Raw genomic sequence first — 18789 nt, forward strand, 5'->3', positions numbered from 1 at the left:
ACGTTAACGCCTACATAGTGATCTTTACAAGTGTTGTCAAGTCGCTAGTTGACTACCGTAAGCCCGCGCGACAAGTTCGGCGATCGCGCTGTGCGCGCCGAGCAGGTCGGCGTGCCCGGCGCCGATCTCGGTGGCGGCCTGTTCGACCAGGCCGGCGGGGGCCTCGATGGCGCACGGGGCGATGGCGAGGCGTTCGGCGCCGGCCGCGCGCAGGCGCTGGGCGGCCACGGCCACGCCGGGCTCGCTGTCGAGGGAGGCGGCCACCACCGGCATCGTCAGGCGGGAGGCCAGCAGCACGGCGGTGGGCTGGGCGGCCGCGACGGCCTGCTCGCCGCCGAGCGTGCCGAGGATGACGGCGTCGACGGGGCTGCCGACGTTCAGCAGGCGCACGCGGTCGGCCCTGGCCAGGCCGCGCTCGGCCAGGCGGATGTGGAGCGCCTCGGCCAGCAGCGGGTGCGGGCCGAGCGCCTCGGTGACGGCGGCCTCCGCGCCGCCGCCGGCCACGATCTTGCTGATCTCCCCGAGTACGACGGGGTCGTCCCAGGTCAGCAGCGGCACGACGACGCTGGGCCGGTCTTCGGCCAGCGCCTGGGCGAGTTCGGCGACAGCGGTGAGGCGTACCTCGATCTGCGGGTTGTCGACCCTCACCACGGCCGCGATGTCGGCGGCCGGCCCGTCGGTGCCGCCGGGGCAGGCGAGCACGAGCACGGGGGCGTCCGGGGGGAGCGACGCGGGCACCGGACGACGGTGGCGACCGCCACCGGGCCGGGGGGAACGTTCACGTACAGGCAGGCTCACAGGCGCGCATTTTATGCCCATTCACTGATTCATGTAACGAAACCTGGCTGCGATTCGATCACGGCATCAGTCATGGCATCAGTGTGATCGAGATCACATCGTGACGTTCGCAAACGTTGACGAATGGTGACGAACCAGAGCAGGGTGGAGCAACTAGAAACGCGTTCTAGAGCGACAGTCCTAAACCCGGAGGACTTGGGATGAAGCCGTTCTATGTCCGCGAACTGCACGTGTATCCGGTGGGCGCCAACCGCATCCGCCTGCTGGCCGTCGCCGTGCTCGCCTCGCTGGTCGCCAACTTCGAGACCACGATCGCCACCATCCTTCCCCTGCTGCGCCAGGACCTCGGCATGACGCTGGAGGTCTACGGCCTCATCGCGGCCGCCTCGGTGCTCGTGGGCGGCCTGTCGGCCGGGTTCGGCGGCATCCTGTCCGACCGGTGGGGGCGCGTGACGATCCTCGTGCCCACCCTGACCGTGACCGCCGCCTGCAACTTCCTGCTGGCCACCGTCGAGACCACGACGGGGCTGTTCGTGGTCAGGTGCCTGATGCTGTTCATCGAGGGCGCGGGGATCACCATCACCGCCTCGCTCGTGCGCGACTTCTCGCCGCGGCTGGGGCGGGCGCAGGCGTTCGGGTTCTGGACGTGGGGGCCGGTCGGCGCCGCGTTCCTGGCCTCGCTGATCGCCAGCGTGACCCTGCCGATGTTCGGCAACGCCTGGCAGTCGCAGGCCATCATCATGGGCGTCGTCTCGCTGGTGCTGTGCGGGGTGATCATCTGGCAGATCGCCGAGCCGTCGGCCGCGCTGCGCGCCCAGGTGATGCGGGCCGAGGCGGCGGTCAGGGTCGAGGAGAAGATCGACCCTGGCCGGGTGCGCGAGCTGTTCCGGCACCCGCACCTGTGGGCGCACGTGTTCGGCAACACCGCCTGGCAGGTCCTCTACTGGACCTTCGCGATCTTCGGCCCGACCATCCTCAACGAGGCGTTCGGCATGGAGACCGCCGCCGCCAACGGCGTCGTGGCCGTCGGCATCCTGCTCAACGCGCTGGCCGTCGTCGTGGTCGGCCGCGTCTCCGACCGGTTGCAGACGCGCAAGCCGTTCACCGCCGTGGGGACGGTCCTGACGATCGCGGCGCTCGGCTACTACGTGAGCCTGATCGGCTCCGGCGCCTCCGCCACGCGGATCACCGTCGTCTACGCGCTGATGTTCCTGTTCATGGGCGTGGCGTACGTGCCGTGGATGGCCAACTTCTCCGAGGACGCGGAGGACGTGGAGTCGCGGCTGCAGGGGGCGGCGCTGGGCATCTGGGGCATGGTCGTCCGGGTCATGATCGTGGTGCTGCTCATCGTGTCGCCGCAGGTCGTGGCCGGGGGCGGCTGGCAGGCGTGGTTGCTCGTGGGTCTGGCCGGCCAGGTGGTCTTCCTGCTGTCGATGGCCGCCTTCAAGGGCGGCTGGCGGCCCGCGCGCCGCGGCGCGAAGGCCGCCGCCTGACCCCGGCGCCGGGCGGCGTTGGCAGCCGCCGCCCGGCGCCCCCTTCCGCGGCGGCTCAGGCTCGCTGGGGAACCTTCTCCTCCTGAACGGACGGCGCGATGGCCAGGCCGATCGCGGTGACCGCCAGCGCGATGACCACGTACACCGACACCGCCAGCGTCGACTTGTAGACGTCGAAGAGCTTCAGCGCGATGATCGGGGCCAGCGCGCCGCCGACGATCCCGGCCACCTGGTAGCCCATGGAGGCGCCGCTGTAGCGCAGCCGCGTGCTGAAGAGCTCGGCGATGAAGGCGGCCTGCGGGCCGTACATGGCGGCGTGGGTGACGAGGGCGACGACGGCGGCGAGCGCGATCAGCGGGAACGACCGGGTCTCCAGCAGGGGGAAGAAGGCGAAGACCCAGACGGCGGCGGCCACGACGCCGGCCAGGTAGACGGTGCGGCGGCCGACGCGGTCGGACAGGGCGCCGAAGGCGGGGATGAGGAACAACTGCAGCGCCGAGCCGATCAGCACCGCGTTGAGGCCGACCGAACGGTCCATGTCCAGCGTGCCGGTGATGTAGACGAGGATGTAGGCGGTGAAGGTGTAGAAGGCCACGTCCACGCCGATCCGGGCGGTGAAGGCGGACAGGAGTGCCCTCGGGTGCGTGCGGATGACCTCCAGGAGAGGCATCTTGGCCTTCGCGCCCTTGGTGTCGATCTCGGCGAACTGCGGGGATTCGGAGATGCGGCGCCGTACCCAGAAACCGACCAGAACCAGGACACCCGACAGCAGGAACGGCACACGCCACCCCCACGACAGGAAAGCCTCGTCCGTCAGCGTCAGCGACAGCACGGTCAGCAGGGCGGTCGCCAGGACGTAGCCGGCGGGCACACCGACCTGCGGCCAGCTCGCGTTGAAGCCGCGGCGGCGCTGGTCGCCGTGTTCCATCGTCATGATGACGGCGCCGCCCCACTCGCCGCCCAGGCCGAGGCCCTGGATGAAGCGGAGCGTCACCAGCAGGACCGGGGCCAGCACGCCGACGGACTCGAAGCCGGGCAGCACGCCGATGAGGAAGGTGGCCACGCCCATCATGAGCAGCGTCACGACGAGGACGGTCTTGCGTCCCACGCGGTCGCCGAAGTGGCCGAACACGACGCCGCCGAGCGGCCGGGCGACGAAGGCGACGGCGTTGGAGGCCAGCGCCGCGAGAGTGGCGTTGAGCGGGTCGAGCGTCGGGAAGAACAGCTTGCCGAAGACCAGCGTCGACGCCGTCGTGTAGAGGAAGAAGTCGTACCACTCCAGCGACGTGCCGACCAGGCTGGCGAGGATCACCCGCCGCGTCTGTTGGGGGGAGCCAGACATCGCATCGCCTTTCGTTGGTTATCTCTCAACGTAAGGATCGTTGAACAATTCGACAAGAGGTTTGTGGGGTGATTGTCTGTTACATGTGGATGACGCGGTTGCGGACCTCGAGCACGAGCGATCCCGGCTCGGGCGTACCAGCACGGCGGAGCGGGTGGCCGACATCCTGCGCGAGCGCATCATCGAGGGCTTCTTCGAGCCGGGGCAGCGGCTGTCGGAGGAGTCCATCTCGGAGGCGCTCGGAGTCTCGCGCAACACGCTGCGCGAGGCGTTCCGGCTGCTCGGCCACGAACGGCTGCTGGACCACCGGCTCAACCGCGGCGTCTTCGTCCGCGTGCTGTCGGCCGAGGACGTGGCCGACCTCTACCGCGTCCGCCGCGTGCTCCAGGACGCGGCGGTGCGCCGGCGCCCCACGGGGGCGGCGCTGGCGGTGATCAGGGAGGCGGTCGCCGACGCCGAGAGAGCGGCCGCGGCCGACGACTGGCGCGGCGTCGGCACCGCCAACATCCGCTTCCACCAGGCGCTGGCCGCCATGAACGGCAGTCCCAGGCTGGATGAGACCATGCGGCAACTGCTGGCCGAGCTGCGGCTGGTCTTCCACGTGATGAAGAACCCGCGTACCTTCCACGAGCCGTTCGTCGCGCGCAACCGCGAGCTACTGGAGCTCATCGAGGCGGGGCGTGCGGCCGAGGCGGCCAAGTTCCTGGCCGAGTATCTGGACGACGCCGAGCGGCTCCTCGTCCGCGCCTACGACCCCAGCCGATAGCGTGCGGACATGGAGCGGACCTTCACCGTCGACGAGGCGCGCGAGATGCTGCCGGGAATCCTCGAAGAGGCCGAGCGGCTGGTGGCCGCGCGCGCCGACCTCGCCGAGATCGCCTACGACCGCGAGCAGGAGGGCGTCTCCCCGCTGGGCGGGCTGGCCGAGCTCAAGGGCCTGGAGGCGCGGATCGAGGAGATCATCAGCGGCTGGCACGAGCGCGGGCTGCAGGTGAAGGGGATCGCGCCGGTGCTGCTCGACTTCCCCTCGGTGATCGGCGGGCGGCCGGTGGGACTGTGCTGGATCGAGGGCGAGAGCGAGCTGGGCTGGTACCACCGCGACGAGCTCGGCTTCGCCGGGCGGCGGCCGCTCCTGCGCGAATAGTCCCTCGCCCGACGCCGTACCCTGCTGGGGTGGAGGCGCACTCGACCAAGGCGATGGCGGCGCGGGCGGTGGCGCTGTGCGAGGCCCTGCTGTGGGAGGAACCGACGCCCGGCTCGATCGCCGCGGTCCTGCGCGCGCACGGGGAGCGCGGGCCGCTGGAGCTGTCGCCCGGCGACGTGGCCGCGATGCGCACGGCCGCCCGGCGCCTCATGGAACTGTTCGCCGCGCCGTCCATGGACGAGGCGGCGCGGCTGCTCAACCGGCTGCTGTCCGGCGCCGCCCGCCCGCCCCGCCTGACCGACCACGGCGGCACGACGACCTGGCACCTGCACGTGGACCGCGACGACGACGCGCCGTGGGCGGAGTGGTTCCTGGCCTCCTCGGCGATGGCGATGGCGGTGCTGCTGGCCGACCATCAGCGTGTCCCGGCCGGGTTGTGCGCGTCCGTGAGCTGTGGCCGGCCGTTCCTGGACACCTCGGGCGGCAGCCCCAGGCGCTACTGCTCGCCGCGCTGCGCGACCAGGGAACGGGTGGCCGCCCATCGCGCCGCCGCCCGGGAGCTGTAACGTCTCTTGCATGTTATGGCGTTACATGCTCGGGGCGGCCTCGGCGCGTACCGGTGATGACATGTCCGGACCCGCCCTGCTCGTCCTGGGGCTGGCGGTCAGCGGGTCGCCCGCGGTCGCCGGGTGGCTGCTGGCGGGGCTGACGGTCTCGGCCTCGGTCGGCGGGCCGCTGCTCGGCGTGCTGCTCGACCGCGCGCGGCGGCCCGGCCGGCTGCTGGCCTGGTGCCTGACCGGGTACGCGGGCGGGCTCCTGGTGATCCTCACCCTTCTCGGCCGGGCGCCCGACGGGCTCGTCATCGGGCTCGCGGTGCTGACCGGACTGCTCGGGCCCGCGCTGAGCGGCGGCTGGACGGCGCAGCTCCCGCTGGCCGTGCCCGCCGGGTCGCTGCCGCGCGCCAACGCCCTCGACTCGATCTCCTACAACGTCGCCGCCCTGCTCGGACCCGCCCTCGCCGGGCTGATGGCCGCTCTCGGCGGCGGTTCCCCGCCGGTGATCGCCGCCTGCGTCCTCATCGCCGCCTCCCTGCCCGTCGCCCTGACCCTCCCGCCGCGCGAGCGCGTGGAGAAGGGCGCGTCCGTGGTGGCCGAACTGCTCGCGGGCGTGCGGGCGATCACCGGCAACCCCTCGCTGCGCCGGGCCACCGTGACCTCGATGATCTCCATGGCGGGCGTCGCGATGCTGGTCGTGTGCACGCCGCTGCTCGGCGAGCGGCTCGTGGGCAGCGCCGGGTTCGGCGCGCTGCTCCTGGCCGTGACCGCCGCCACCGCGCTCGGCGCCAACGCGCTGCTGGCCCGCCGCACGCCCGCCGCCGGAGGCTGGTGGCCCGACGGCGCGCTCGTGGCCGCCACCGCCGTGGTCGGGGTGGGCACCGCCGTCGCGGCGCTCGCCGACTCCTTCGCGCTCGCCGTCCTGGCCGCCGCTGTCGCGGGCGTGGGTGAGGGGCCGCAGCTCACCGCCCTTTTCGCGGTACGGCACCGCGACGCGCCCGACCGGCTCAGAAGCCAGATCTTCACCACGGGCGCCAGCCTGAAGATCACCTCGTTCGCCGCGGGGTCGGCGGTGGCCGGGCCGCTGGCCGTACACTCGGTGCCTCTCGCGCTCGCGGCCGGAGCGGCGCTGCAGGCGGTGGCGGTCGCGGCCTACTGGGCGATGTCGCTCAGCGCACCCCGCTCGGACGGAACTGCACGCTGATCCGCGGCCCGCACGGTCGCGCGGTCTTCGGCACGGCGTGCTCCCACGTGCGCTGGCAGCTCCCGCCCATCACGATGAGGTCGCCGTGGCCCAGCTCGCGGCGCACCGAGGGGCCGCCGCCGCGGGGACGCAGCAGCAGGCTGCGCGGCGTGCCGACCGAGACGATGGCGACCATGGTGTCCTCGGCGGCGCCCCTGCCCATGGTGTCGCCGTGCCAGGCCACGCTGTCGCGGCCGTCGCGGTAGAGGCACAGGCCCGCGGTGCGGAACGGCTCGCCCAGCTCCCGCGCGTAGTGGGCGTCCAGCGCCCGCCTGGCCTCGGTCAGGACCGGGTCGGGCAGCGGCTCGTCCTCGCCGTAGAACTTCAGCAGGCGTGGCACGTCCACCACGCGGTCGTACATGACCCTGCGCTCCGCCTGCCACGGCACCTCGCGCAGCAGCCGCTCGAACAGCGCGTCGGCGCCGCCCAGCCAGCCGGGCAGCACGTCGATCCACGCGCCCCGCGACAGCCGGGTGCGCACCGGCGCGAGCGGGCGCGGGCCCGGCTCCTCGTCCAGGTCGAGCAGTGAGCCTTGGAAGAGCGCAGTCATGTGTTCGATTGTACGCGATCGCCTGAACATCCATTCGAATCTCGCTAGGCTCTCCTCATCGCCGACGCCAGGTGCGACGCTGGGAAACGGCGTCGCCCTCGATCCCCTCCGCACCGTGCGGCGGCGGGCCGACCATCCATCACACGAAGGAGCACGCCATGCTCACCACCAAGAACCTTCCCGGCAGCCCGATCTGGCTCGACCTGGGCAGCCCCGACCTCCCGGCGACCGTGGCCTTCTACACCGAGCTGTTCGGGTGGAGCCACCACACCATGGAGGGCGCGGACTACGGGTCGTTCCAGCAGGACGGCAAGACCGTCGCGGCGGTGGGGAAGCTCACCGAGGAGGGGGCCGGCCCGGCCTGGATCGTCTACTTCCGCAGCACCGACGCCCACGCCGGGGCGAAGGCCGTCGAGCAGGCCGGGGGAGCGGTTCGCATGGTGCCGCAGGAGATCGGGCCCGACGGGTGGATCGCGCAGTTCAGCGACCCGGCGGGGGCGCAGTTCGCGATCTGGCAGCCGGTCGGGGGCAGCGGGCTGGAGCTGGTGACCGAGCCGGGCTCGCTGTGCTGGGCCGAGCTCTACACGCCCTCCGCCGAGGACGCGCGGGCGTTCTACCGGTCGGTGTTCGACTGGAGCTTCGAGGACATGGCGATGGGCGGGATGAACTACACCGTCGTCACCCCGCCCGGCGGCGGCGCCGACGACAGCATGGCCGGGATCGTGCCGATGCCGGGCGTGCCGCCGCACTGGCTGCCGTACTTCGAGGTGCGCGACTGTGACGCGGCCGTGGCCAAGGCGCAGGCGCTGGGCGGGGCGGTGGCGCTGGCCGCCGAGTCGGTGGAGGGGGTGGGCCGCTTCGCCACCCTGACCGACCCACACGGCGTCCGCTTCGCCGTCATGACCAGCTCCGGCTGACCGATCCCGCCCTCCCGACCCGTCCCGGCCGGGACAGGTACGCCCATGTCCGGTCCTGGGTTGGGCGGGACGGGTGCGCCCCCTGCCCGGTCCTGGGTTCGGCCAGGACGGGTGCGTCCCCCGCCTGGTTCTAGGTTGGCCGGGACGGGTGCGTCCCCTGCCCGGTCCTGGCGGCCGGGCAGGGGGCCATCCCGGCGGCCTCAGCGCTGCGGCGGGGACGACGGTCGGTTAGCGGCGGGCCAGGGTCAGGCGGGCCACGCGGCCCTGTTCGCCCGCGGCCCAGCAGCTCAGGTCGGGCGTGCACGACACGGTGTCGAACGACCCGGTGTCGAACGTGTGCCAGGTCCTGCCGCCGGTGAAGGAGATGTCGCTGCCGGTCGGGCCCACGGCGATCGCGGCCAGGGGGAGCAGGGCCACGCCCGAGCGGTAGGCGGGCGGCGGCACGCGGGAGGGACGCCAGGTGGCGCCGCCGTCGGTGGAGTAGGCCCCGGCCGAGGGAGAGGGCTGGCCGGGCCGGTAGTCGCCGCCGACCGCGACGCCCTGGCGCGGACCGCGGAAGGCGAGGGCGAACACGCCACGGGCCGGATCGCCGGCCGGAATCGGAGAGTCGGCCACGGTCCAGGTACGCCCGCGGTCGCGCGAGTGGAACACCCGCGCCCGCTCGGCCCCGCCACTGGCCAGCCACACGTCCCGGCCGCCGGAGGTGACCAGGCACTGCCCGCTCGCCGCGAACCCGGCCTCACCGGGCAGCGCCTCCGGCATCCCGTCGGACGGCAGCACCTTCCAGCTCCGCCCGCCGTCCGACGTCGACAGGATGCGGAACCTGCCGTCCACCGGATCGCTCATCGCCAGCCCGTGGCGGCGGTCGAAGAAGGCCATGCAGTCGTAGAAGGCGCGCGGCTCGTCGTTGCGGAAGGTCTCCGTCCAGGTACGGCCCGCGTCCTCGGTCCGGTAGACCCGCGAGTCGGCGCCCTCCCCGATGGACAGGGCCACCGCCGTGTCCGCCCCGAACGCCTCGACGTCCCGCAACTGCAGCGCCTGCGCGCCGGGCGGGGAGACATCCCGCCAGGTACGCCCGCCGTCCGTCGTCCTGAGCACGGTCCCTTCGCTACCCGAGGCCCACACGACATCCCGGCTCACCGGAGCCAGGCCGCGCAGGCGGCTGGTGACGCCGGTCTGCTTGAGTTCCCAGCGGAGGAGGTCGCCTCCGGTGAGGCCGCCGAGGTCGGGGGTGTCGGCCTGGGCGGGCAGGGGTGTGATCAGCGCACAGGCCGCTGCTACGGCCGTGATCGCGATACGTAACTTCATGCCGAGCAAGCTAAGCCCGCCCCTCCCACCCCGTCCACCACCCACGTCACCCAGACCACGTCACCCAGACCACGTCACCCACACCACGTCACCCACACCACGTCACCCACACCACGACACCCACACCTCCCCACCCACACCTCCCCAGCCACGCCGCTTCGTGCGTGCTGCTTCGTGCGTGCCGCTTCGTGCGTGCCGCTTCGCGCGGCGTTGCATCCGCGGCTCCGGGTGTGCGGCTGTCTGCATGCGCGGCTTCACGCGCGCCGTGTCGCGTGGAAGTGACGTGTGCGGAGTGCCCGTCCGAGGCGCGCGGCCGGGAGGCGGCGCGCATGGGCGCGTGTGCCGGGGGGCAGGGCAACGTCGCGACAAAGCGCTGGTGTGCGCTGGGCCGCACGGGGCGCCAGGCGGGCTGCCGGGTGGTGCGCAAAGACACTACTTGCGGCCGTGGCCTGGGGCGGTGCGTGAAGTCGTCACGTGTGTCGTGGGGTGTGAGGTCGTCACGTGTGGCGTGGGGTGGTGGTGTGGGCCCTCACGCGCGCCGCCTGGTAGGAGGGGCGCGCGTGAGGGGGGCAAGAGGGGGTCAGTCGCCTGACTTCCACTGGGCGATCAGTTTGTCGTAGTCGACGGTCTGTGGTTTGCCGCGTTCGTCGGCCAGCTTGGGGGCGGGGGCGCCGGGCTGGTCGAGCCACTGCTGGGCGGGCTGCTCAGGGTTGAGCTTGGGGGCGCAGGCGCCGCCGTAACCGCGCCGTTCCAGGCGGGACAGGATGTCGTCCTGCTGCTTGGCCAGGTTGTCCATGGACTGCTGGGCCGTGGTCTCGCCGGTCACGGCGGTGGCCACGTTCTGCCACCAGAGCTGGGCGAGCTTGGGGTAGTCGGGGACGTTGGTGCCGGTCGGGGTCCACTGGACGCGCGCCGGTGAGCGGTAGAACTCGATGAGCCCGCCGTACTTGGGGGCGTTCTCGCTGAAGTAGGGGCTGCGGATGTCGGAGTCGCGGATGAAGGTCAGCCCGGTGATGGACTTCTTCAGCGACACCGTCTTGGACGTGACGAACTGGGCGTACAGCCAGGCGGCGGCGCGCCGTTCCGCGGGGGTGTTCTTGAGCAAGGTCCAGGATCCGGCGTCCTGGTAGCCGAGCTTGTTGCCGTCCTTCCAGTACGCCCCGTGCGGGCTGGGGGCGATGCGCCACTTGGGGGTGCCGTCGGCGTTCACGACGGGCAGGCCCTGCTTGGTCATGTCGGCGGTGAAGGAGGTGTACCAGAAGATCTGCTGGGCGATGTTGCCCTGCGCGGGGACGGGGCCCGACTCGCTGAAGTTCATGCCGGCGGCTTCCTTGGGCGCGAAGCGCTTGAGCCAGTCCACGTACTTGGTGAGGGCGTAGACGGAGGCGGGCCCGTTGGTGTCGCCGCCGCGGGTGACCGACGAGCCGACCGGGCGGCAGTTCTCGACGCGGATGCCCCAGTCGTCGACGGGCAGGCCGTTCGGGATGCCGGGGTCGCCGTTGCCGGCCATGGACAGCCACGCGTCGGTGAAGCGCCAGCCGAGCGAGGGGTCCTTGCGCCCGTAGTCCATGTGCCCGAAGACCTTCTTGCCGGCGATCTGCCCGTTTCCATTGACCTTGTTCGTGAAAAAGTCGGCTATATCCTCATAAGCCGCCCAATTCACCGGCACACCCAGGTCGTACCCGTACGCCGCCTTGAACTGCTTCTTGATCTCCGGATCGGTGAACCAGTCGTAGCGGAACCAGTACAGGTTCGCGAACTGCTGGTCGGGAAGCTGATACACCTTCTTGTCCGGCCCGGTGGTGAAGCTGATCCCGATGAAGTCCTTGAGGTCGAGCGTCGGCGAGGTGACGTTCTTGCCCTCCCCGGCCATGTAGTCCGACAGCGGCACCACGTAGTCGCCGCGCGCGTGCGTCCCGATGAGGTCGGAGTCGTTGACGTAGGCGTCGTAGATGTTCTGGTTGCCCTGGATCTGGGTCTGCAGCTTCTCGACGACGTCGCCCTCCTGGATCAGGTCGTGCTTGATCCTGATCCCGGTGATCTCGGTGAACGCCTTGGCGAGCTGCCGCGACTCGTACTCGTGCGTGGTGATCGTCTCCGACACCACGTTGATCTCCATCCCCCGGTACGGCGCCGCCGCCTTCAGGAACCATTCCATCTCGGCGAGCTGCTGGTCCTTGGTCAGCGTCGAGGGCGTGAACTCGCTGTCCACCCACCTCTTGGCCGCCGCCCTGCCGTTCTCCTCACGGAAGTCGCTCGACGGCTTGCTCCCGCTGGAGCACCCCGCCAGCAACAGGACGAGAACGCCCAGCCCGGCCGCGTGCCTCTTGAGTGTGTGCGACATGTCCGACTCCTCTCGCGAGCAAGGGGGCGCAGGTCAACCCCATATCCCGATCACGGCCGCGACGAGGACCGCGCACCCGAGCGCGAGCCACATCGACAGGTCGGTGACGGCGATCCACCCGGCGAGCACCACCGCCGCGCTGATCAGTCCGATGTAGAGCCGGTCGCCCCTGTCGGTCTCGATGCGCAGGAAACCGCGTCTGGCCAGCGGCGGCGACAGCCGCGCCCAGACGGCCATGACGACCAGCAGCAGGGCCAGCCCGGCGAACACCAGTGCGGTGGGCGGCGTCCAGACCATCCACTCCAGCACCTGTCACACCCTCCCCAGCGCGAAGCCCTTGGCGATGTAGTTGCGGACGAACCAGATGACGATCGCGCCCGGAATGATCGTCAGTACGCCCGCGGCGGCCAGCAGCCCCCAGTCGATCCCGGCGGCGCTGACGGTGCGGGTCATGGTGGCGGCGATCGGCTTGGCGTTGACCGAGGTGATCGTCCGGGCGATCAGCAGCTCGACCCAGCTGAACATGAAGCAGAAGAACGCGGTCACGCCGATGGCCGAGCGGATCATGGGCAGGAAGATCTTGAAGAAGAAGCGGGGCAGCGAGTAGCCGTCGATGGCCGCGGTCTCGTCGATCTCGCGCGGGATCCCGGACATGAACCCCTCCAGGATCCACACCGCCAGCGGCACGTTGAACAGCATGTGCGCGATGGCCACCCCGAGGTGCGTGTCGAACAACCCCACGCTCTGATAAATCTGGAAAAAGGGGAGAAGGAAGACCGCCGGCGGCGCCATCCGGTTCGTCAGCAACCAGAAGAACAGGTGCTTGTCCCCGGCGAAGCGGAACCGCGAGAACGCGTACGCCGCCGGCAACGCCACGATCAGCGAGAACACCGTGTTCAGTGAGGTGTAGACGATCGAGTTGAGATAGCTGGAGTACCACGCGGAGTCGGTGAAGAACGTGACGTAGTTCTCCAGCGTCACGTTCTGCGGAAGCAGCGAGAAACTGCCCAGGATCTCGTCGTTCGGCCGGATCGACATGCCGAACATCCACAGCAGCGGCAGCATGAGCGTCGCCACGTACAGCCAGAAGACCGTCCGCGCCCAGGGCAGCCGTCTCATCTCCCGCTCCTCGTCAGCACGGTGAAGAACACGTAGCAGGCGATCTGCACGATGAGGAAGTACAGCAGCGAGAACGCCCCGGCCGGGCCGAGGTCGAACTGGCCCACCGCGATCTTCGATAGCAGGATGCTGAGGAAGGAGGTGGCGTTGCCCGGCCCGCCCCCGGTCACCACGAACGGCTCGGTGTAGATCATGAAGCTGTCCATGAACCGCAGCAGGATCGCGATTGTCAGCACGCCGCGCAGCCTCGGCAGTTGCACGTGCCGGAACGTGGCCCACGCCGAGGCCCCGTCGATCTGGGCGGCCTGGAAATAGGGTTCGGGAATCGAGCGCAGCCCCGCGTACGCCAGCAGCGCCACCAGCGGCGTCCAGTGCCACACGTCCATGACCAGCACGGTGATCCACGCGTCGGTGGAGTCGAGCGTGTAGTTGAAGTTGATCCCGAGCACGTTGTTGACGACCCAGCCGCCGAGCCCGATGTCGCCGCGGGCGAAGATCTGCCAGATCGTGCCGACGACGTTCCACGGGATGAGCAGCGGCAGCGCGACCACGACCAGCGCCACCGACACCCACGCGCCGCGCCGCGGCATGCAGACCGCGAGCAGCACGCCGAGCGGGATCTCGATGACCAGCACCTGCGCCGAGAACATCAGCGTGCGCAGGAACGCCGCCCGCACCTCGGGATCGCGGGTGACCGAGCGGAACCAGTCCAGTCCCACGAAGATGCGGTCGGTGGGGGTGAAGACGTCCTGCACCGAGAAGTTGACCACGGTCATCAGCGGGATCACCGCGGTGAAGGCCACCGACACCACGACCGGCAGCACGAGCCACCACGCGCGGTTGTTCTTGGGCTTGAGGTCCCTGGGCGCCTCCTCCCGCTCCTTCCGAGGTACGGCCGGCGCCACCACCTCACCGGCGACCTGGCTGCCGGCGACCGTGGCGGGAACGTCGCGGGTGGTCATGCGCCGCTCCCTTCCAGGGCGGCCAGCGTGCCGCACCTGACCTCGTCGCGGAACAGGTAGGCCCGCTCGAAGTGCAGGTGCTCGGCCGCGCCGTGGTCGCCGGGATCGGTCTTGGCGACCAGGTCGGCGCCGTCGGCGCCGTCGGCCCGCGCGTGCACCAGGTGGTAGGAGCCCATCCGGTCCACGCCCGTGACGCCGGCCCGCAGGCCGGGGGAGCGGGGGACCGGGCTGATCCTGACGAACTCGGGTCGTACGCCGAGCCGTACCGGACCGTCGGGGAGGGCGCCGTCGTCGCCCACCGCGCGCCCGACCAGGGCGCCGCCGACCCGCACGATGCCGCGCTCGACGGCGGCGTCGAGCACGTTCATGCCGGGCGAGCCGATGAAGTGGCCGACGAACTCGTGCGCGGGCGACAGGAACAGCTCGGCCGGCTCGCCGCTCTGCACGATCGTGCCGTCCTTGAGCACGACCACCTCGTCGGCGAAGGTCAGCGCCTCGGTCTGGTCGTGGGTGACGTAGATGAGCGTGTGGCCGGTGTCGCGGTGGATCTCCTTGAGCTTGCTGCGCAGCGTCCACTTCAGCGCCGGGTCGATCACGGTGAGCGGCTCGTCCAGCAGGACGGCGGCCACCTCGGGCCGGACCAGGCCGCGGCCGAGGCTGACGATCTGCTGGCGGCCGGGGTCGAGGCGGCGCGAGCGGCGTCCGAGGTGCTCCTCCAGGCCGAGCAACCGGGCGACCGTGCGCACCCGCTGGTCCACCTCGGCCTTCGGGTACCTGCGGTTGCGCAGCGGGAAGGCGAGGTTGTCGTAGACCGACATCTCCTCGTACAGCACGGGGAACTGGAAGACCTGCGCGATGTTGCGGGCCACGGGCGGCAGGCCGGTGACGTCCCGGCCGCCGAGCAGGACCCGGCCCGACGACGGCGTGAGCAGGCCCGAGATGATGTTGAGCAGGGTCGTCTTGCCGCAGCCGCTCGGCCCGAGCAGGGCGTAGGCGCGGCCGTCGGACCAGGTCCAGGTCATGGGGTGGAGGGCGTGGGTGCGGCCGCCGTCGTAGCTGTGGCCGACGCCCTCCAGCCTGATGTCAGCCATGCAGGTCGACCTCCGTGGCGGTGTCGGCCACCAGTTCCCCCGTTTCCGAGAAGATCAGGATGTGCGCGGGATCGACGTAGGCCACCGCGCGCTCGCCGGGCGTGAACAACTGGGTGCCCGGCAGCTGCGCCACCAGGTGCCGCCGCCCGGCCAGCAGCAGGTGCAGGAACGTCGTGCTGCCGGTGACCTCGGCCAGGCGGATCTCGGCGGGGAACTCGATCTGGCCGGGCCGGGTGCGTTCGATCGTCACCTGGTGGGGGCGGATGCCGAGCACCATGCCGTCGCCGAAGAAGTGTGTCCCCGGCGTGGACAGCGGCACGCCCAGGCACTCCAGGCGGCCCTCGTTCACCACGCCGGGCAGGAGGTTGAGCGGCGGATCGGACAGCGTGGCCGCCACGGCCAGCGACGGCGGCCGGTCGTACATGCGGGACACGTCGCCCACGTGCTGGATCCGGCCCTCGCCCAGCACCACCGTCGGCGCCGCGAACATCAGCGCCTCGGCCGGGTCGGAGGTGGAGTAGACGACGGTGCCGGGCGAGTCCTCGAACATCGCCTTCAGGTCGGCCCGTAACTGCTCACGGAGCTTGTAGTCGAGGTTGGCCAGCGGCTCGTCCAGCAGGAGCACGTCGACGGGCCTGGCCAGCGCGCGGGCGATCGCGGTGCGCTGCTGCTGGCCGCCCGACAGCTCGGCCGGGCGCCGCTCCAGCAGGTCGGCGATGCCCATGAGCTCGGCCACGTCGCGCACCCGGCCGTCCACGTCCTTGCGCGGGAAGCCGGCGGCCAGGCGCAGGGGAGAGGCGATGTTCTCGTAGACGGTCAGCGACGGGTAGTTGATGAACCGCTGGTAGACGAAGGCCACCGAGCGCCTGCGCACCGGGAGCGAGGTGACGTCCTCGCCGTTGACGACCACGCGGCCGTCGGTCGGGGTGTGCAGCCCCGCGATCACCCGCATGAGGGTGGTCTTACCGGCCGCCAGCGGCCCGATGAGGGTCGTCATGCCGCTGGAGAGTTCCAGGTTGATGTCGTCGAGCCACACTTCACCGCGTTGCCGTACGCGGACGCCATCGAGTCTCAGCGCCACATTTCCTCCGGCGGTAGGTCGTGGCTGTCCTGAACCAACGTGCTCTTCCATCTAACATCGCCATCAACTCTGCGCAAACAGCACATGTGATTCAGGAAAGAAGTCCTAATTCGTAACCGACCGACAGTGCTTCGGCCCGATTTCGGACATCCAGCTTGCTGAACAGGCGTGACTGGATGTTCTCCACGGTCTTGGTGGTGATGGCCAGAGCCTGGGCCGTCTGCCGTACCGAATGACCCGTCGCGATGGAGCGCAGGATCTGCAGCTCGCGGTCGGTGAGTGCCGAGCGCGCCGCCGCACGCCTGCTCGTCTCCGGGTGTACGGCCCGGCCGAGCTCGTCGATCGGCACCACCGCGTCCGGCGCCGGGGACATGATGACCTGGCCGAACGCGGTCTCGGTGACGACGACCACGCGGGCGCCGAGCGCGTGCATGTGGTGCCAGGCTCCGGACTCGTCGATGACCACGGCCACCATCGGCCGGCGGAGCATGAGCGTGTCGTCCTCGTGCGTCCAGCGGGCTCCGGCCACGAACACCGGCAGGTGCTGGCGGATGAGGTTCTCCACGACGGCGTCCCTGCTCCTTCCCGGGCCGCCGAAGACGACGGCCGTCGGGACCGTGCCGGGCCGGGACCCGGAACGGAACAGCAGGCCGAGCCGGGCGGCCAGCGAGACCAGGTGGACGCGGCTGTGCACCTCGGCCTTGGCGAAGATGCGGCGCATGTGGTTCTCGACGGTGGCCGGGGCGATGCCGAGCATCCTGCCCGCCTCCTGCACGCTGTGACCGGAGGCCGCGAGGGCCAGGACGTCCAGGTCGCGCTCGGTCAGGACGGGCGGGTGGGCCGGGCGGGCGCGGGGTTCGAACGGGCAGCGCCGTACCGCTTCGAGGAGCGCGGTCAGGCCCCGTGAGTAGGGCACCAGCGTCAGGCCCGCGCCCACCGCCCGCACCACGTCGCGCACGTCCATGCTCGCGTAGGTGAGCACGAGGCCGCGCCCGCGTAATCGGGGGAGCTTGCCCATCACCTCCTCGAAGTCGTCCGCGACGTCGATCACTGCGACGTCGACGTCGCGGAGGCGGCAGAGGCGTTCGAGGTCGGACAGGTGCTGGGTGAGCCCGGACACGCTCAGGCCGGGCTGCCCGGTGAGGGCGGTGGCGAGCGCTTCGCGGAGCAGGCGGTTTGCGGAGTGCGCGGCCACGTGGATGGCCATACGCAGAATGTACTTAAAAGAAGCCTTCCTGTCTGTAAACCGCTCTTACCGGAACTTGTCAGAATGTCACTGCCCGCGACTGGCCGGATCGACTTTGGCGAAGCGCAGCAGGTCCACCATGGTGAACGTGCCCGGCGCGCGGCTCGGCAGCGTCGGCCGCCACCCCGGACTGGCCACGAGGTAAGAGCCGGGGTCCTTCTGCAGCAGGCCGATGAAGACCTCGCCGATGAGCCGGGCGCCGACGCCGGCGAGCTGGATGCCGTCGCCGAGGTCCTGCCCCTCCTTGAGCACGTAGTACCAGAGCGGCGCGCTCGTGGCCAGGCCGAACGGGCCGAGCTCGGAGGTGTCGACGTGCGGGATGCCCATCGTCGTGGCCAGGCGCTGCCCGGACGGCAGCGACCAGGTGAGGTGGCGCAGCAGGTTGCGCGTGGCGAGGGAGATCGGCGGGTCCCCGCTGGGGATCGCGCGCAGCGGAAGCTGGAAGAGCGGCGTGGAGATCTTGGTTTCCATGCGCTTGTTCGTGCGCACCTCGCCGTCGCCGAAGTTGAAGAACGTCTGCCAGCCGATGAAACGCCGCCTGGCCCGTGCGCCGCCGCGCAGGTCCACCGGGTCGGCCTGGCCCTCGGCCACCAGGTCGAAGATGAACCCGAAGAACGGCTGCCCACCGTCCCCGGCCAGGTTCGCCCGGTAGGACGGCCGGATCATGCTGTGGCCGAAGCGGTAGGCGATCTGGAACTCCACCGGGATCGACGGCGCGCCCGGCGGCCGGTAGAACTGCCGGCCGAAGCGCAGGATGTGGTCCACGAGCGGCCGGCCGACGATCTGCGGCAGGAACTCGTTCAGGATGATCCACTGGTAGTGCCAGACCACGGTACGGCGGGCCGTCTCGAACAGGGCGTTCTCCGGTGTGCCCTGGGCGCGCAGGCGCTCGACGACCTTGTTGTGGAAGACGAGGAACGCCGCGTGCATGCCCGAGATCATCAGGTTCTCGTCGTTGCGCGGGTCGCCGATGATCGCCCGCTGGTCGGGCTGCCTCGGCACGTCCTCGAACAGGCCGCCGCTCTCCACCCTGAGCGTGATCCGGTCGGCGTTGAACAGGTGCGGGCTGGCGGAAGGGCCGCCGCCGTACACGGTGTCGAGGTCGAAGGCGGGCGTGCGCAGGTTCGGCGAGGACTCCGGCCGGGTCGGCACGCCCAGCGGGGAGGCGTTGTCGAAGGTCATGTCGTGGTCGAGGAACTGGCCGAAGAACGTGGTGCCCGCGGTGTGGAAGGGGTTGTCGCGGTTGCCCGGGCTGAGCTCCGGGTTCGTGATCAGCCGGATCGGGCCCTCGTGCAGCGGGTCCTTGGCGTCGAGGATGCCGCCCAGTTTGCCCATCTCCGTCAGCGCCGCCCTCACCTGCGGCGTCGCCTGGGCGAACGGCGGCAGGTTGAATACCCGGCCGAAGTTGTTGACCAGCGTGCCCTCCTGTTCGGCGCGGGCGGCGGCGGCGATGGCGGAGTCGAGGTCGAGCGCGACGATCGCCGCGCTCGCTCCGACGCCGCCGAGGAAGGTCCGCCGGGTCACGGCGGACGGGCCGGTGGTGGGCTGGGGTAACCGTCCTCGACGCATCGTGCTTCCTCCTCTGTACGGGGGGTTC

18 protein-coding genes are annotated in these 18789 nt (G+C 70.8%); 6 read left to right on the forward strand and 12 right to left on the reverse strand.

Going from position 1 to position 18789, the window contains the following annotated elements; all coding sequences use genetic code 11:
- Window positions 1-36 precede the first annotated feature (36 nt).
- The gene (locus ACIBEJ_RS14245; RefSeq protein ID WP_397183109.1) at window positions 37-738 is read right to left on the reverse strand and encodes a sirohydrochlorin chelatase; all 702 of its coding nucleotides are present in this window, start codon (window positions 736-738) and stop codon (window positions 37-39) included.
- Between the two features lie 260 nt (window positions 739-998).
- Between ACIBEJ_RS14245 and ACIBEJ_RS14250 the strand changes: the two genes are divergently transcribed.
- Window positions 999-2291, forward strand: a complete 1293-nt coding sequence (locus ACIBEJ_RS14250; RefSeq protein WP_397183110.1) for an MFS transporter — start codon at window positions 999-1001, stop codon at window positions 2289-2291.
- Between the two features lie 55 nt (window positions 2292-2346).
- Here ACIBEJ_RS14250 and ACIBEJ_RS14255 read toward each other — a convergent pair whose 3' ends face one another.
- Window positions 2347-3633 carry an MFS transporter gene (locus ACIBEJ_RS14255; RefSeq protein ID WP_397183111.1) on the reverse strand — a complete coding sequence of 429 codons (1287 nt, stop codon included), beginning with the start codon at window positions 3631-3633 and terminating at the stop codon, window positions 2347-2349.
- An 85-nt stretch (window positions 3634-3718) separates the two neighbouring features.
- Here ACIBEJ_RS14255 and ACIBEJ_RS14260 point away from each other — a divergent pair, with 85 nt between their 5' ends.
- From ACIBEJ_RS14260 to ACIBEJ_RS14275, 4 genes are read left to right on the forward strand one after another with little or no spacing between them, the layout of a single operon-like run.
- Complete coding sequence (locus ACIBEJ_RS14260) at window positions 3719-4399, forward strand: GntR family transcriptional regulator (protein ID WP_397183112.1); 681 nt, start codon at window positions 3719-3721, stop codon at window positions 4397-4399.
- A 9-nt stretch (window positions 4400-4408) separates the two neighbouring features.
- Window positions 4409-4777 (forward strand): DUF2203 domain-containing protein, encoded by a 369-nt coding sequence (locus tag ACIBEJ_RS14265; RefSeq protein WP_397183113.1) that lies wholly within the window; start codon window positions 4409-4411, stop codon window positions 4775-4777.
- 29 nt (window positions 4778-4806) lie between these two features.
- Complete coding sequence (locus ACIBEJ_RS14270; protein ID WP_397183114.1) at window positions 4807-5343, forward strand: CGNR zinc finger domain-containing protein; 537 nt, start codon at window positions 4807-4809, stop codon at window positions 5341-5343.
- Window positions 5344-5353: 10 nt separating this feature from the next.
- Window positions 5354-6535, forward strand: coding sequence for an MFS transporter (locus ACIBEJ_RS14275; RefSeq protein WP_397183115.1), 1182 nt, complete (start codon window positions 5354-5356; stop codon window positions 6533-6535).
- On the opposite strand, the gene ACIBEJ_RS14280 is transcribed toward ACIBEJ_RS14275, so the two are convergent.
- Entirely contained in the window at window positions 6501-7124 is a 624-nt protein-coding gene (locus ACIBEJ_RS14280) for an alpha-ketoglutarate-dependent dioxygenase AlkB (protein ID WP_397183116.1), read from the reverse strand. The two genes, ACIBEJ_RS14275 and ACIBEJ_RS14280, sit on opposite strands and share 35 nt — an antisense overlap.
- 158 nt (window positions 7125-7282) lie before the next feature.
- On the opposite strand from ACIBEJ_RS14280, the gene ACIBEJ_RS14285 reads away from it, so the two are divergent.
- Window positions 7283-8041, forward strand: a complete 759-nt coding sequence (locus ACIBEJ_RS14285) for a VOC family protein (RefSeq protein ID WP_397183117.1) — start codon at window positions 7283-7285, stop codon at window positions 8039-8041.
- Between the two features lie 228 nt (window positions 8042-8269).
- On the opposite strand, the gene ACIBEJ_RS14290 is transcribed toward ACIBEJ_RS14285, so the two are convergent.
- The 9 genes from ACIBEJ_RS14290 to ACIBEJ_RS14330 all read right to left on the reverse strand — a co-directional run bounded on the left by ACIBEJ_RS14290 (window position 8270) and on the right by ACIBEJ_RS14330 (window position 18761).
- Window positions 8270-9349: a WD40/YVTN/BNR-like repeat-containing protein gene (locus ACIBEJ_RS14290; RefSeq protein ID WP_397183118.1), complete on the reverse strand. Its 1080-nt coding sequence runs from the start codon at window positions 9347-9349 to the stop codon at window positions 8270-8272.
- A gap of 580 nt (window positions 9350-9929) precedes the next feature.
- Window positions 9930-11693, reverse strand: a complete 1764-nt coding sequence (locus ACIBEJ_RS14295) for an ABC transporter substrate-binding protein (RefSeq protein WP_397183119.1) — start codon at window positions 11691-11693, stop codon at window positions 9930-9932.
- Window positions 11694-11726: 33 nt separating this feature from the next.
- Complete coding sequence (locus ACIBEJ_RS14300; RefSeq protein WP_397183120.1) at window positions 11727-12002, reverse strand: DUF2160 domain-containing protein; 276 nt, start codon at window positions 12000-12002, stop codon at window positions 11727-11729.
- A gap of 3 nt (window positions 12003-12005) precedes the next feature.
- Window positions 12006-12758 carry a carbohydrate ABC transporter permease gene (locus ACIBEJ_RS14305; protein ID WP_376773478.1) on the reverse strand — a complete coding sequence of 251 codons (753 nt, stop codon included), beginning with the start codon at window positions 12756-12758 and terminating at the stop codon, window positions 12006-12008.
- 50 nt (window positions 12759-12808) lie between these two features.
- Window positions 12809-13774 carry a carbohydrate ABC transporter permease gene (locus ACIBEJ_RS14310; RefSeq protein WP_397183121.1) on the reverse strand — a complete coding sequence of 322 codons (966 nt, stop codon included), beginning with the start codon at window positions 13772-13774 and terminating at the stop codon, window positions 12809-12811.
- Window positions 13771-14865, reverse strand: coding sequence for an ABC transporter ATP-binding protein (locus ACIBEJ_RS14315; RefSeq protein WP_397183122.1), 1095 nt, complete (start codon window positions 14863-14865; stop codon window positions 13771-13773). The genes ACIBEJ_RS14310 and ACIBEJ_RS14315 overlap by 4 nt, the downstream gene beginning before the upstream one ends.
- A complete protein-coding gene (locus ACIBEJ_RS14320) occupies window positions 14858-15946 on the reverse strand; it encodes an ABC transporter ATP-binding protein (protein WP_397183123.1) in 1089 nt (362 codons plus the stop codon). The genes ACIBEJ_RS14315 and ACIBEJ_RS14320 overlap by 8 nt, the downstream gene beginning before the upstream one ends.
- Window positions 15947-16037: 91 nt before the next feature.
- Window positions 16038-17153: a response regulator transcription factor gene (locus tag ACIBEJ_RS14325; protein ID WP_397183124.1), complete on the reverse strand. Its 1116-nt coding sequence runs from the start codon at window positions 17151-17153 to the stop codon at window positions 16038-16040.
- 66 nt (window positions 17154-17219) lie between these two features.
- Complete coding sequence (locus ACIBEJ_RS14330; protein ID WP_397183125.1) at window positions 17220-18761, reverse strand: heme peroxidase family protein; 1542 nt, start codon at window positions 18759-18761, stop codon at window positions 17220-17222.
- Between the last annotated feature and the right edge of the window lie 28 nt (window positions 18762-18789).

Origin of the sequence: Nonomuraea sp. NPDC050790, assembly GCF_044456745.1 — a bacterium.
GTDB lineage: Bacteria > Actinomycetota > Actinomycetes > Streptosporangiales > Streptosporangiaceae > Nonomuraea.